11 protein-coding genes are annotated in these 14,854 nt (G+C 58.4%); 9 read left to right on the top strand and 2 right to left on the bottom strand.

Annotated features, from left to right (window positions below; translation table 11 throughout):
* The first annotated feature begins 135 nt into the window (after positions 1 to 135).
* Positions 136 to 1,284, top strand: a complete 1,149-nt coding sequence (locus tag ASC90_RS18335; protein WP_056543179.1) for a glycosyltransferase — start codon at positions 136 to 138, stop codon at positions 1,282 to 1,284.
* 30 nt (positions 1,285 to 1,314) lie between these two features.
* A complete protein-coding gene (locus ASC90_RS18330; RefSeq protein ID WP_056543177.1) occupies positions 1,315 to 2,247 on the top strand; it encodes a family 16 glycosylhydrolase in 933 nt (310 codons plus the stop codon).
* A 54-nt stretch (positions 2,248 to 2,301) separates the two neighbouring features.
* Here ASC90_RS18330 and ASC90_RS18325 read toward each other — a convergent pair whose 3' ends face one another.
* Together ASC90_RS18325 and ASC90_RS18320 are read right to left on the bottom strand one after the other, a co-directional pair.
* Complete coding sequence (locus ASC90_RS18325) at positions 2,302 to 3,711, bottom strand: hypothetical protein (protein WP_056543175.1); 1,410 nt, start codon at positions 3,709 to 3,711, stop codon at positions 2,302 to 2,304.
* Positions 3,712 to 4,176: 465 nt separating this feature from the next.
* Entirely contained in the window at positions 4,177 to 5,127 is a 951-nt protein-coding gene (locus tag ASC90_RS18320; protein WP_056543173.1) for an MYG1 family protein, read from the bottom strand.
* Positions 5,128 to 5,445: 318 nt separating this feature from the next.
* On the opposite strand from ASC90_RS18320, the gene ASC90_RS18315 reads away from it, so the two are divergent.
* The 7 genes from ASC90_RS18315 (at position 5,446) to ASC90_RS18285 (ending at position 14,853) form a co-directional block, all read left to right on the top strand.
* Positions 5,446 to 7,962, top strand: a complete 2,517-nt coding sequence (locus ASC90_RS18315) for an EAL domain-containing protein (RefSeq protein WP_244480415.1) — start codon at positions 5,446 to 5,448, stop codon at positions 7,960 to 7,962.
* A gap of 35 nt (positions 7,963 to 7,997) precedes the next feature.
* A complete protein-coding gene (locus ASC90_RS18310) occupies positions 7,998 to 9,239 on the top strand; it encodes a diaminopimelate decarboxylase (RefSeq protein WP_056543169.1) in 1,242 nt (413 codons plus the stop codon).
* Positions 9,240 to 9,252: 13 nt separating this feature from the next.
* The gene (locus tag ASC90_RS18305; RefSeq protein WP_056543168.1) at positions 9,253 to 10,167 is read left to right on the top strand and encodes a DMT family transporter; all 915 of its coding nucleotides are present in this window, start codon (positions 9,253 to 9,255) and stop codon (positions 10,165 to 10,167) included.
* 201 nt (positions 10,168 to 10,368) lie between these two features.
* Positions 10,369 to 10,743: a hypothetical protein gene (locus tag ASC90_RS18300; RefSeq protein WP_056543166.1), complete on the top strand. Its 375-nt coding sequence runs from the start codon at positions 10,369 to 10,371 to the stop codon at positions 10,741 to 10,743.
* Between the two features lie 36 nt (positions 10,744 to 10,779).
* A complete protein-coding gene (locus ASC90_RS18295) occupies positions 10,780 to 11,049 on the top strand; it encodes a hypothetical protein (protein WP_056543164.1) in 270 nt (89 codons plus the stop codon).
* Between the two features lie 189 nt (positions 11,050 to 11,238).
* On the top strand, positions 11,239 to 12,402 hold the full coding sequence (locus tag ASC90_RS18290) for a low temperature requirement protein A (protein ID WP_082519975.1): 1,164 nt from the start codon (positions 11,239 to 11,241) through the stop codon (positions 12,400 to 12,402).
* A gap of 294 nt (positions 12,403 to 12,696) precedes the next feature.
* Entirely contained in the window at positions 12,697 to 14,853 is a 2,157-nt protein-coding gene (locus tag ASC90_RS18285) for an FUSC family protein (protein WP_082519991.1), read from the top strand.
* The last annotated feature ends 1 nt before the right edge of the window (position 14,854 follow it).

Raw genomic sequence — 14,854 nt, 5'->3', positions numbered from 1 at the left:
TGCAGATCAACAATATTTATTCGTTCCGACAGCCAGATGACAGCGGCACGAACAAGGGCGTTTCCTGGGCATTTTCTGAAATTTGTTGCCCACACCATACTACGCAAATCGATCTGTTCAAGAGGACGTAGATAGATGGAAGTAAAAGCCGACGTATCGAGAGGGACCGAAACCTCCCGGCCCGACAACCGGCGGAAGATTCTCTACATCCAGCCCGGTACGCATTGCTTCGCGGGCATAGAGCGTGTCGTTGACACGATCTGCAGCGATCTCTCGGAAAAGTATGCAGACGACTTCGACGTCGACGTCCTTTACACCACCTCCCAGGAAAACAGACCTCCAGAGCCGCGCAAATACAATTCGATCGACCGGCGTCCACGCGGCCGTTTCGAGCTGATGCGTACGTTCCGAAAGGTCATAAAGAGCAAAGACTACAGCCTTGTCGTCGTCCCGCAAATCGAGCCGGCGGTGATCGCCATGGCGTCTTGCATCGGCCTCAGGCGCAATTTCGCGGTCCATCTGCATGGCAATCCGCGGCTCGAACGCAGCCATCTGAAAGCCAAAATCCTGTTTTTCCTGATGAAGGCATATTTCCTACGTCGCACTTCCTATGTTTTCGGCACATCTCCGCGGCAACTGGCGTCCTTCAAGGCGATGTTCGACAGCCGCACCCCGCAGTACTGGGTTCCCAATCCGGTCAGGAGGTTCGACGAAGTCGACGCCCAAGCCGTTGGCGGGGAAGAAGGTTGCGTGACGTTTGTAAACGTGGGTCGATTTTCGCCCCAGAAGGGCCAGGACATCCTACTCCGGGCGTTCGCCAATCTGTTCCAGTCGCGAAAAAACATCAGATTGAAAATCGTGGGCTACGGCGCCGGTGAGACGGAGCTGCGAGAAGAGATCAAGCGGCTCGGCCTTGAAGAGGTCGTCCGCATCGAGCATCATCCCGACAATCCGCAACCCGCTCTTTCGGCAAGCGACGTGTATGTATCCACATCACGGTGGGAGGGTTGGTCGCTGTCCATTTGCGAAGCCCTGCGAATCGGCTTGCCGGTTATCGCTACCGATTGCGAGTTCGGCCCGAGCGATATTCTGATCGATGCACGATTGGGACGTCTGGTGCCTGTGGATCAGGGCGACGAACTGGTCGCGGCGATGGCGTACTATTGCGACAACCTGCCGGCTGAACGGGCCGATGCAGCGTTCCGTCAGGAGTTCATCGACCGATTCAGCGCCGAGCGGGTCGTTGACGTTCACGCCAGCGCCTTGCGCGCCGCCGCAGGCTAGTCTTTGCAATCTGTCCGAGGGAGATTTTCGATGAGCGAGACATCGTTGTCCAGGCGCAGCTTTGCTAAACTATCAGCCGCGGGGCTTGGGATGCTGCTCAGTGGTCCTCGCAACACCCTTGCCGAATTGTCGCCCGATGACCCCACGGTTGGCCGCAAGCTTGTTTTCGAGGAGAACTTCCCGACACTCGACTGGTCCGTCTGGAATGCCGGGCCCAAAGCATCGACTGCCGACCCCGGCTTCTATGGCAGATCCGCATTTTCAAGACAATTCGGCGAGGAGGGCTTCAACCCCTACCTCGTTGTCGATGATGACATGGCGGGTGACGGGAAGGCGCTGCAGATATCTGCAAAATATATCGGCAAACCAATGGCCGTCCCCCATTACTACGGCAACCTGCTTAGCGAGTACCAATGGATTTCGGGTAACCTGCAGACGGCGAGCATTGACGGCATTGTCAACAAAGGCTGGCGTCAGGGTTACTTTGAGGCCCGAATGCTGTTTCCGACCCACCCGCTTACGTGGCCGGCATTCTGGATGATGAACGGGCGCAGTATTCTGAGCCCGCAAACCAGCATCGAACTGGATGTCGTCGAACACAAGGGCTGGGAGCCAACCCTTTACGGAGCGTATCTTCACGAGTGGGGGCAACCGGGCGAACATCACGAAGGAACTGGAGTTCCGACCGCCTTGGATATGACGAAAGGCTACCGCCGGTATGGCATTCTGGTCGACAAGACCCATTGCGTTCCATATTTCGAAAGAAAGCCGGTCATCGATACCAAGACGGGATTACCGGCAAACTGGGCCATTCATCGTTCGGCAGATATGGATGTCGACGGCGATGTCTTCTGGCCGCTGCTGACATTGGCCATGCGTTCGGATGTTGCCTACCCTCAGCCGCTCAAGCCCGAAGATGAACTTGCCCACATGCGGGTCGATTATTTTCACGTGTATTCGTAAGGTGACGGGTCGCGTCGTTGCAACCCGGCGCTTGCACGAGAGCCGTGTGGCTGATCATGCTTCGCTTGGCCGTCCCCGCAGAGGAACGGCAGGCACCATGATCTCCTCTGCCGAAGCCGTCCTGCAACTCGCCAATCCGGCAAAGATGAAGAAGAGCAAGCCGAGGTCTACGGTCGCGCCCGCGAGCATTGCTCCGACGAGAAGGCACAAACATCCGTTTCGAGCAGCCAGAGCAACGTCTGCCTCATAGGTGCGCCGCGCGTCCCTGCGCGAGCCCAGTGCGGCAAAGGCGAACAACAGGAAGAACATCATGCCCGGAATGCCGACATTCGACAGAAGCGCCACCGGGAAACTCGAGGTGCGGGCGGTCCCCAGGCCAACGCCAAGGCCCCAGCTGTCGACGAAATTCCCCAATCCATAAGTGTTCCACGATCCGCGCTCCATTCCGGAAGCCGAACCGGATTTACTAAGAACAAGCAGGTCCACATAGTCGTGCACCAGATTGTAGAGGTCCTGGTAGAGAAGGACGATGAGCGCGGCGGCGACGACCAGCGGCGGCGCCAGCAGCACCACCGCCGTACTATGGCGGCTGCCCCTGTCGACACCCGAACGAACCAAGGCTGTCGCGTAGAGAACGACGAGGCAGATCGGCGCGGCAACGAGGCCGGTCGAGGAGGTGGACATTATGATCAACATGAGGGATGCCAGGCTGAGGGGGCCGGTCCAGTTCAATCTGCGCGAACAAAGCCAGAGAGTGGCGGTGAACCCAAATGCGCCCAGGGTCGTACCGGCAAATGCCGAAGCCTCGGGCCATGAGCCGACGATGCGTTTCATCCCGTTGACGGTGTCGTTGTCATGAAACGTGTATTGCGCATTGCGCATGAACTGCAGGGTGTCCGACGTGCCAGTCGCGTTGGTGGCGAGATCCAGCAATGCGAAGACGACATTGAAGGCGGCGTAGGCGATGAGCCCGTTGACGATCGCCTGAAAGCCGCTCCGCGACGAGCCTACCGCCACGATGAGCAAGAAGCACACCAGATCAGCGACAAGGTAAATCGTCTGGGTCAGGTTGCTTGACACGGGACCGAGCGGAACGGTGCCGCCACTGGACGGGTATTCGGAGACCCCTAGCGGGATGATCTGTGTGATGCCCGCAAACAAGCGCGGCGAAAAATAAGCCGTCACGGCCCCGTAGACAACGAGGCAAGCCAACCAGAATCCCGGCTGCCCGAAGCTGAGTGTTTTCAACACCACCGTCCGGCGGGCGCCGGATTGAACGGCCGCAATAGCCAGAAACAAGAGGAACAGGTGTGCCGGCTGCACGTTGGCCGAACCCGCAAGGATCGCGGCAGCGGATCCGAACAGCGCCATGACGATGAAAACCGTGGCCGCAGCTCGATACCCAAGAGCGAGGCAGACGAGACCCAGCGCTACGGTGAAGATACCGATTGGCTCGATGCTCATGGTGTCCAACCCTGCGGGCGGGCCGGAATTGTGCCCGCTGGCTTCTTCGACCGCGGGGGAATTGTCAGCGAGATGCGGCAGTCTGATGTCATGCTCGGCCTCGTCGTCGCAAACCCCACGACCTCCAGAAGCAACTGAATGCGCATTCTCGGACCGACACTAAAGCGCCATGCGGCCGAAGCTTGCGGGCATCGCTAGTATTGCGCTGCACAATAACGCATCAATATGGTTTTGAGAACGCCGATCTGTTGCGAAGTATAATAAACGCTAGACCTTCGCCATGACATGCTTAACTGAGCCGAAAATATGCCTGACCACAAGCTGTCTGAACAAAAACCGCTGCACAGCTGGCGGATCTGCTTTGAGAGACGAGCTTTGGAAAGCTACGTCGAGCTTGGGGTGCTTGGGACATCACCCGCATGCCCCGTCGACGGACTGTCCGGGTCTCCACCCAACTGCACAATTTCAGTCGACGCTGCCGCTTGACGTGGCCTGCTGGGAGACGACCTCTTTCACCGCCAACTCGGCCATAGCGAGTGCGGCTTCGCGGGTCTTTGCGGCAGCAATGAAACGGCCATTATGGCAGAAGCTTGCGCCCGCTACGCCGCAAGCCGCTTCCAGATCACGATGGGTCAAACCAGCCCAGGCTGCCGGCAGGTCTGCCCGCAACTCGAACCCTTCGTCGGCGCGCCTGATACCAGTCAGGCACCAATCGTTTTCGCGCGGGTGAACGACAAACAGAAGGTGGTCGGCGCCCGCCTTCACGATGGCGGCCCGGAAAGGCATGCCCATTGGCAGTTCCAGAATGCGTCCCCGACCTGTATCCGCGATAGCCCGCTGCACAAGCGCCTCGGCTCGCAACTTCGCATGGCTCTGGGCTATTCTTGCCTCAACGAAACTGCGCGCAATTGCGAGCGCTGTGTGAAAAGCGCGATCTTCGGCCGCAGGATCGGCCTCGTCGAAAACAGGCTTCAGGGTTTCCAACAGCGCCGGCAGCGTGAGCCCTGCAAGCAGGCCCGCAACGGCCGGGCTGAGCGCCCCGTTGTCCACCAGGTCGACCGGCAGGACGAAACGGGCGTCAAACGAGGCATGGATTGTCTCAATGTAGGCTTCAGGAACGCCCGAGGCGGCGAGATAGTCACTGCCGTAGTGCTTCCAGATCAATCCGAAAGAACTGTACGGCTGGCCATCTGCGCGTTGCGGCGCGCCGCGCTGATGGTGATCGAATATCTGCGCTGGAGCGTCATACGCGCCGCCCACATCGAAGACGATGCGATCCTTGCCGGATGTAGTCCATTCCGGCGACCTGCTGCGGACCAGACGAGCCTGCGGGAAAAGCCGTGTCAGGATAACACTCGACAGCAATTCGTCGGCGTGGAAGCCACCGGAGTGAGTAACGAGAAAATCTGGGATCATGCGGGGGATAGGCCTGATTGTTCGCGGAGCGGGCCCGCTTGCGGTTAGCACCAGATAGCCTTTGTCGCCCCTCATCTCAACCCCGCAATCCATCCTTTTCGGGTGCATCGACCCTTGGCGCGTATCGAGAAACACGCAGTAGATGACGCGCGAAAACGATGAATTAACTATACCATTGCGGGTATTGTGATTTTTAACCAATAGTTTTCTTTTAAAGTAATAGGTTTCCCTCAATAAAGCGGGGGCGACATGTCTAATTCAAAGGCATTTTCAACGGAAACATTTACACGGCGCATAGTATATCCGATGGCAGCCGTGATGATTGTGACGATCCTGGTAATCATCGGCTTCGTCATTATTTCTGCTCGCAGCCAAAATGAGCTTGAAGTTGAAGCATCCACCAAGTTGGCCACCACGGCTCTGCAGGTGAAGGCGCGCGAAGTCGCGCGCAATCTGCGGGACTATGCCGTGTGGGAGGATGCCTACAAGAACCTCCATGAGCGAATTGATCTGGAATGGGCAGCGACCGATGGCAACATCGGCGCGAATATCTATGAGGGGTTGGGTTACGAGATGGCGTTTGCCATTAGCCCCGAAGGCAAGACCGTGTATGCGGTCGTCGAAGGCAAGCCACAGAAAGTCGATGCGTTCGAATTGATGCCGCGGGGCTTGCGGGATCTCCTGCGTGCCGCATCGACGCAGACCAATCCGACAACCAATCTGATCAGGGCCGGAGACGACCTTTTTCTGGTAGCGGCAAGCGTCCTGTTGCCACCGTCTATCGATCGATCGTCCGTGGCGTCCAAGGATTTCACGATGCTCGTCTTCGTGAAGAAGCTTGACCAGACCTTCCTCGGTAGAATCAGCAGTGACTACCTTTTGAAAGATATTGCCATCGAACTCACAAAGCCCCAAAGCGCCAATGCATATATCCCGCTATGGTCGCAAGATCGCCAGCAACTCGGTTTTCTCACCTGGTCGCCGGCGACGCCCGGCTATCAGCTCCTGGGTTTGATTTTGCCACCTCTGGCGATAGCGCTTGCCTTCCTTGCCGCATTCGCTGCTCTGGTCATCGGGAATGCCCGTCGATCAACGAGGGCGCTGGAAGACTCCAGCAAAACGGTGGCGGCCTACGCGCAAACCCTTCGCGAGAGTGAAGCACGTTTCAAGGACGTGGCGGAAGCGTCGTCGGATTGGATCTGGGAAAGCGACCCCAAGCTGCGGCTTGTATACTTCTCAACGCGTTTTACCGACGTCACCGGGTTGTCGGCGGCAAGCGTGCTCGGCAAAACGATAAACCAGTTTTTTTCCAGTGACGCGGATTCTGATGGCTGGCAACGGCTGGTCGACGGAACACATGAGCATACGTCGTTCAGGGATTTGCGTTGCTGCTATCGAGACGCCACCGGGCATACGCGCATCTGCCGCCTTGCCGGAAGGCCGATCCTCGGGTCCAACGGGGAGTTTCTGGGGTTCCGCGGAACTGCGACCGACATTACCGAAGAAGTCCAGGCGCAGGAGCGCGCAACCCACCTCGCGCACCATGACGCTCTGACAGGGCTGCCGAACCGGGTTCTCTTCCGTGAGCGCCTGAACTTGGCGCTGTCTGCGAATGCAGCGGATGCATCGCGTGTATCGATCATATGCCTTGATCTCGATCAGTTCAAAGAAGTCAACGACACCTTGGGCCACGGGGCCGGTGATCTGCTGCTGCAGCAGCTATCGAGCCGGCTCGTTAGCTGCGCACGTGCGAGTGACACGGTTGCAAGGCTGGGTGGTGACGAGTTCGCCATCATCCAAATGGGAGTCAACCAGCCACTGGAATCAGAACAGCTGAGCCGGAAACTCATCGAAATCATCCGGATGCCGTTCACCATCGAAGGCCATGAGTTGCACATCGGAGTAAGTATCGGGATCGCCGTCGCCGACCGGGAGGATACCGATCCCGAGCGCTTGCTGAAGAATGCCGATATTGCTCTGTATCGCGCCAAGCAGGCTGGCCGGGCAACATATCGCATCTTTGAAGCGCAGATGGATGCGGAGTTGCAGGCCCGCAAGACCCTCGAGTATGACTTGCGTCAGGCAGTGCTGAAGAATGAGCTGGAATTGCACTACCAGCCGTTGATCGAGCTGGAAACAAACGACGTGGTGGCCGTCGAAGCACTCGTGCGCTGGCGGCATCCAACGAGGGGTTTGGTATCACCCGCGGAATTCATCCCCCTCGCCGAAGAAATAGGACTGATCGTCGCCATCGGCGAATGGGTCCTGGAGACGGCTTGCCGACAGGCACTGGAGTGGCCTTCACTACGAGTGGCGGTCAACCTCTCTCCCGTCCAGTTCCGCAATCGCGAGCTCATTGACACGGTCAAGTCAGTCCTTTCACGAACGGGACTTGGTCCGGAACGACTGGAATTGGAAATAACCGAAAGCGTTCTGATCAACGATGCGGCCGCAGCGCTCGATATCCTGAATGCGCTGAAGGCGATCGGGGTAAAAATCGCAATGGATGACTTCGGCACGGGTTATTCGTCACTGGGATACCTCAACTCGTTTCCCTTCGACAAGATCAAGATCGACAAGTCCTTCATCGGCGACATGAGCGCCAAGGAAAAGGCAGGCGCAATTGTCAAATCGGTGCTGAGCCTCGGCCAGAGTCTCAACATGATCACCACCGCTGAAGGCGTGGAGACACCGGAACAGGCCGCGTTTCTCACTCAGGAAGGCTGCGATCAACTTCAAGGCTATTATTTCAGCAGGCCGATACCGGCCTCGGAGCTTACCGCCTTCATTGAGAATTGGCACTCCGAGAAAGCTCTCGGGATCGCCGCCGCCTAGCTATTTTCCAAGCAAATCAAAAACGGATCCTATAAATGAACGCGCTTGCGAAATCCCTCGGCGATGCGCCGGGCTTGTCACCACGAGAGCTCCAATCCCAGATCCAGAGCGCCCTTCCCGCTCAGGGAAAAGCACGCGATCTTCATCTGCCGCTTGCCAACTATGCAAGCGTTGATGCGCTCATCGCGGAGCTAAAGCCGACGGAACCCATCTTTAGCATTTCGGCCGCAAAGCTCCGTGAGGCAGCCCAGAGTTTCCAGACATTTCCTGGACGCGCGCTGTATGCAGTGAAATGCAATCCGCATCCCTTTGTGCTCGAAACGCTGTTCCGTGCGGGAATAACCGATTTTGACGTGGCATCGCTGGACGAAGTTCGCCTGATCGACGGCATGTTCGGCACGGCAGCGGGACAGTTCTTCAACAATCCTGCCAAAACGCGCCCTGCCATCAGGATCGCCAGCGAAATGCACAAGATCCGGTTCTACACAGCGGACTGTTTCGAAGAAATAGACAAGATCATCCAGGAGACCGGCGATAGGGAAGATCTTGTCATCGCTGTGCGCCTTGCCACGCGAGGCGCCGACGCACGTTACGTGCTCTCCACGAAATTCGGGGCGCAGCCGAATGAAGCCACGAAGATGTTGCGATACATCGAGCAACGCAAGATCAAAGCGGGAATTTCATTCCACGTCGGCTCGCAGTGCCTGGCCGCATCCGCATTTGCCAATGCCGTGGAACTCGCCGGCGCGGTCGCTGACAAGGCGGGCATATCGCTCAGCGTATTGAATGTCGGAGGCGGATTTCCAGCGCCCTACCCCGGCGACGACATCGTCGATCGTGAGCACTATTTTGGCAATGTTTTTCGTGGCATGCAGGAAATAGGGTTGCCGCGGGGATGCATCGTGCTGTGCGAACCTGGCCGCGGCCTCGTCGCCACCGCCGGCACGACGATCGTTCAGGTCGTGATGCGACGCGATCGCAACCTCTTTTTGAACGATGGCGTGTTCGGGACGCTTCAGGAACTCGGGCACCCCAAAGAGCGGAGGCCGGTCAGGGTCGTTCGCGACGGTGTCAGGACACCCGGCCGGAATGTCGATTTCAAGATCTACGGCCCGACCTGCGACTCGAACGACGTGCTCGGGGCTCCTTTCAATCTTCCCGAAGATATAAGGGAGGGTGACTGGATAGAGATCGGCATGATGGGTGCCTACAGTCTCTCCATGCGCACCCATTTCAACGGTTTCTTTGCCGATCACGTTGTATCGGTCGGCAACTAGAAACGATATCACGATGCGACTGGCTCGAAACCGCGTAACCGCCTCGGCGCTTGGAGCACTCGGCGTCATTCTCTGGGCGACGGAAACCGTACTTGTAACCTTTACAGTGGGTATTCCACCGCTTCAGACAGTAGCGATATCGTTCGTTTTCGCTGCTGCCATGTCGCCGTTGCTTTGGCTCGTGACCCGAAGCAATCCACTCGTTGCATTTAGACAGCCGCCGCGAGTGTGGTTCCTGACGGTCTTTGCACTCGCGGGATACCACTCGTGCATTTACTACGCGACACAGAAAGCTCCTCCTGCGGCGGCGGCCCTGCTTCAGGGCACCACGCCGTTGATGATCGTCGTCGGCTCCGCGTTTCTCCCCGGCGAACGCCTAAGGTGGTGGCATCTCGTGGGAGTGGGACTGGGCCTGATGGGGGTGGTAACTCTCGTTGAAACTGGTGGCCATAGCTCGGCAAGCACCGACGGTCCTTTCTACCTGGCACTGATCGGTGCCGCCGCCGCCCTATGGGGCCTTTATTCCGTCATGACGCGGTTGCTGCCTGAAGTACCATCGTCGACCCTTGGCGTGTTCTATGGCGCCTCGGCGATCGTATCGCTCCTGGCCCACGTCACACTCGAGACATGGGTGCAACCCAACACCGACGAGTGGATCGCGATGGCAGCGCTTGGATGCCTGCCAATGGGACTTGCCATTTACTTCTGGGACCACGGCCTCAAGCACGGCGATATACAGGCGCTGGGCGCCTTTTCCTTTGTCGAGCCTTTCATCGGCGCGCTTCTCGTTGCGCTGTTCACGTGGACCGCACTGGACTTATCCCTGTTTTGGTCTGGTGTGCTGGTCGTCGGTGGTGCCGCAATGGCGAGCGCCAGCCTTTGGCGTCGTCCGGAAGTCCTCCCGCTGGATCCTCTCCGGAAGCAATAGCCGCGGATACGATACGCTCGCTCCCACCGGTCGAGCCGCTCCCGCAAGGGCGAGGATCAGGTCCCGCCGCATCGAGGTTGGGCTAAGCCCCATTGGTGTGCATCAATTGTCAAAAAGACGTATTAGTTATGACTTATATAGCGCACGATTTTATCGCTAATTGTAGCCTGTATCATTTTGGCACCCAATGCTGGGAAGAGGATGTCGCTCTACGCCGTGATCGTCTGCGGGGACGTTGAAGAGGTCCACAAAAGCCTGCCATCCGCGAGAGCCGCCGCGAAGCGGTTCGAGCTGTCAGGCTATACGGTTCTAATTCTGCCAATCCGCGAAGACACGGCTTCCGCGAGACGCAACTTGGCGAGACGCATTTTTAACGGCAACGCCCGCGAGGAGGGCGCAAACACCGCCGCGCGAATACATGCATTTGATAAAGCAAGCTCAGAAGGCGTCGCGCTGGAGAACGCCATACGCCTCGGTATGTGCATCATCATTGTTGTTTGCGCCTTCTGGTTGATCAGCTATTCCCGTGACGAGGGGCAATCCGTGGATGAACCCGCAGCGCACGTGATCCAATGACACATGTTGTTCGAACCCTTTCGAAAGGAATGGATAATGGATTCGCTGCCGCCGATCCCCGATGAGATCAACGACGAGATCATGAATGAACTGGGTTGCCTAACCGAAGATATCCTGAATCCGGGGTGGGAGGATTCCACCCATCGCTCGGTCTTCTTCCTGACCATTGTCACGAGTGGCGAAGGCATCGGGAGGTGGACCCGCTTCATCGGTAACATGTCCCTGGAGAGCACGATTTCAGTTGTCGAAGCACAACTCCAACTCTTGAAGCAGGATCGTGACCGTGAGCCCTATCCGCTCTCGTGATCCCGCCGCATATCATGATGGTACATTCTTGGCGGTAGCGACCAGCCGTCATCCGCGCCTCGTAAGTGCCCGTTGCTTGTTCATCGATTGTCTGGGAAGGTAAGCTTCATGGATGTCGCCTTGCGCATGGAAGTCACACTGTGAACGCCGCAACGCAAAAAAATCCTGCAGGTTCGCGAGGCATTTATCTTGAGTTGGATCCGCACCGAAAATGCCAAGCGAACAAAGGCAAGCTTTCCAGAACTGTTCTTCGATCTCGTTTTCGTATTTGCTCTCATGCAATTGTCCCATACGCTGGCAGCCGATTTTAGCTCCGCGACTTTGGCGGAAGCGGTCCTCCTCATTTTCGCAATCTGGTGGCTTTGGATCTATACGACATGGGTCACCAACCTCCTGGATACCGCCCAGGAGGCCGTGCGGCTGTTACTCTTCGCCCTGATGTTTGGCGGCGTGCTCTTGGCGATTGCCTTGCCGGGTGCATTTGGCGACCGTGGGGCGATGTTTGCGGGATTGTACTGCTCGATGCAGATTGGCCGTAGCGTTTTCATGCTTTGGGCCTACCGCGGTGTAGACGAAGCTTCGTTCCTGACCTTCGTACGCATCACCGTTTGGGTCTTCGCTTCGAGCCTGTTTTGGGCGGCAGGCGCCTTTGTTGAACTGGAAGCACGCGTTGTACTCTGGGCAATCGCTCTTCTGATCGAGTACGGCGCGCCGCTGGCTCGTTTCTGGGTGCCTCGGCTTGGGGCCTCGCCGCCGGAAACATTGAATGTTTCCGGAGAACATATGGCTGAGCGCTGTGCTCTTTTCGTCATCCTGTGCCTCGGCGAGACAATCCTGACGACCGGCCGAAACGCGGCAGAACACATGCAGCCGAATCTGACGTTTGCGGTGTTCTGCAGCGCATTTCTGACCACCGGTTTCATGTGGTGGATCTACTTCCATCATGGCCAACAAGAAACGGCGGCCAAGGCCGAGAAGACGTCGGCTCCCGAAACCGTCGCTCACGGACTATTCACTTATGGGCACTTGCCGATCGTCGCTGGAATCATATTGACGGCAGTCGGCGAGGACTTCAGTCTGTCCCATCCCACAGAACAAAGCAGCTTCAAGAGCGCTCTTTCCATCCTCGGTGGTCCAGCCATATTCCTTGCTGGAAATGTGTGGCTCAAGCTGGCGACGGCACAGAAGCTTCCGGTTTCTCATATTGCGGGCATTGCTGTTCTAGCGGCGGCTTTGGCGCTATTGCACTCCCAGCAAAATTTCGGCCTTCAACTGATCAGCACCGGCACGCTCTTAATGGTTGCCTCGTGGGAATACGTTGCCTTGCGGCAGGTCAGTTCGACCACCGCTTAGTGCGTCAGGCTAGCTGGGGAACACGCCCTTCCCGCTCTTGATCCAAAGCGTGAGACGTTCGGGCGCGATCAGCCCAACGCTGTTGGCTCGATCAACCCGCCGACAACCCGGATTTGGTCGTCCCGGTATCGAATTTCTGTCTATGATCGCGACTAGTTGAGAGGAGAGCCGCATGAGGCCAATAGAATTCTCGCAAGCGCAGACCACTCTCGGCGACATCTGTTTGCCAACCTCGACGCTACCGATTTCGAAGCAATCTTCGACGTTGACCCGTTCGTTTCCGGCCGATTTGCGATGAGCGCCGACGCCGCAACCGCTCACGTTTCAAATACGGTGATTGTGGCCGCGCGGCGTCTGTTCTCCGTCGATCTCGGCTGGCGTAATTTCCTTTTCTCGGCAAGGACGGCGGGGGCGGCAATACTTGCCTTGGCGATCGCCTACCGCCTTGAACTGAAAGACCCGCAATGGGCAACGTTGACGGTTTACCTGCTTGCACAGCCGACGGTCGGCGCTGCCCTTTCCAAGGGTACCTGGCGTGCCATCGGCACGGTAGGCGGCGGGGCAATCGGCCTTGCCATTGCCGGGATGTTCTCGCAGGCACCACATATGCTTGTTGCTGCCACGGTGTTCGTCGTCGGCGTCAGTTTTTACGTCGGCGCCAGGTTGCGCAACTTTGTCTCCTATGGCGTGCTCCTTGGCGGCTACACGGCACTGCTGATTGCCTATGAGGGGTCGAGCGATCCCCTCCAGGCCTGGTCGATCGCCGTCGACCGAATAGGCGCCATCCTGATAGGCATCGGCTGCGGCACTGCTGCGAGCATGCTCATCTTTCCACGGTACGCGGGCGACGCCCTGCGCGAATCGCTCGCGAGTACGTTCCGTGACCTGGCAGGCTATACCGCGATTGCACTTCGCCTCTCTGCGCCGCCCGAAGTCTTCGCCCGCATGCGTCAGCAGATGGTAGCGAAGGTTGTCTCGTTCGACGCGCTGCGATCTTCGGCGCTTTTCGAGGCGCCGGAAATGCGCGCCAGCGCGAAGCGGCTACGACGCATCCTCCGCGAGTTCCTTGTCGTGCTGTCGGTTGCGCGCGGCCTGTTCGTCCGTCTCGATGCGTTTGAAGGAGACGGGGCGGCGGCAGTTCGGGACCGATTGGTCCCCGCCCTGGAAGCGATCGCCGTGCGGATTGAGCAGGTGGCGGCCAATCCGCTGATGTGGCGGAATCCAGGGACGTTGAGAAGCGAACTGCGGGCAATGCAGCGGGCGCTGGACGAGGAGGCGGCGGAACTTGAAAAGATGGCGGGCAAGGCTCCCTTCGATGCGCTCGCCAATGGAATACTGATCCTGGAGCGCGTCGCCCATCTTCTTCGCAGCCTTGCCACGATAGCGGCCGCCGAATCGGCAGGCGCGGACAACCGGGATACCCGGTCGCCATCAGCCGCTCGGCATCGGCCGGACCCCGAGGGTCGCAGGGAGGCACTGCTAATCGCCATCCGCGCAGCGTTCGCCATGCTGATGCTCAGTATCATGTGGATGGCGAGCGGCTGGAACGAGGGCTTCACGGCGGTCTCCGGGGGCGCGATCATGCTGTTCTTCGCTGTCAACCAGGATAATCCGCAGGCAGCGGCACGCACCTACCTCGTCTGGACAGGTTGCGGTATTCTGCTCAGTTACCTCGCCATGATCTTTGTCCTCCCTCGCATCGAAGGCTTCGGCACACTCGCTATCGTATTGCTGCTGCTGTTGCTGCCGGCGGGCCTGATGATCGGAACGCCGAACCGCTCCCTGGCGGGCATCGCGTTCGGAGGCTTTGCAATCTCCTATCTGAGCACCGGTAATGTTTTTACGCCGGATGAGATCGGCTTCGTCAGCAGCGCAATCGCGATCCTTCTCGGTATGGTGGTCTGCCTCGCTGTCATCGTAGCGCTGCCCGTCACCTCGAAGGCGAGGCGGGAGCAGAGCTGGCGGCGCACGATCGGCGGGGTCCTGCCCGCGGTCGCGCGGGGCATGCTCCTCCCCCGCCGCGGCGCCGACGAGATCGGCAACATGCTGGCCGCACTCTTACCCCGTCTTGCGCTCGATCGACAAAGCGAAGAAGAGTTCTTGCGAGGGATGCTCGGCGCGGCCTCCTCCACGGCTGAACTTGGCCGACTGGTAGACCTCAAATCACAGACCGACATGCCACGCGATGTTGCCCGTGCTATCGAGAGCTTTCTCAGCCGGTTCGCTACAGCGCTTGAAAGGTTTGCAACAGAACGGAACGCGGATCGTCAGGTTCGCTTCGCCGAGGCCGAAGCTCTTGTCACCGAGATGCTCGCCTGGATTTCCGCCCGACCACTTAGTCCCGGCCCTTCAGTGCGCTCGCTGCTGTGCACAGGCGCCTCCTTGCGTTTTCTTGCCGATCGGTTCGACATCGACCGCGCCTATCTCCTGCACGACTTTGACGGAGATTGAC

The sequence above is a fragment of the Rhizobium sp. Root1220 genome, from assembly GCF_001426265.1.
In the GTDB taxonomy this organism is placed as follows: Bacteria; Pseudomonadota; Alphaproteobacteria; order Rhizobiales; family Rhizobiaceae; genus Rhizobium.
Note: the sequence above shows the minus strand (reverse complement) of the source record. Positions and strands in the feature narration are given on the sequence as shown.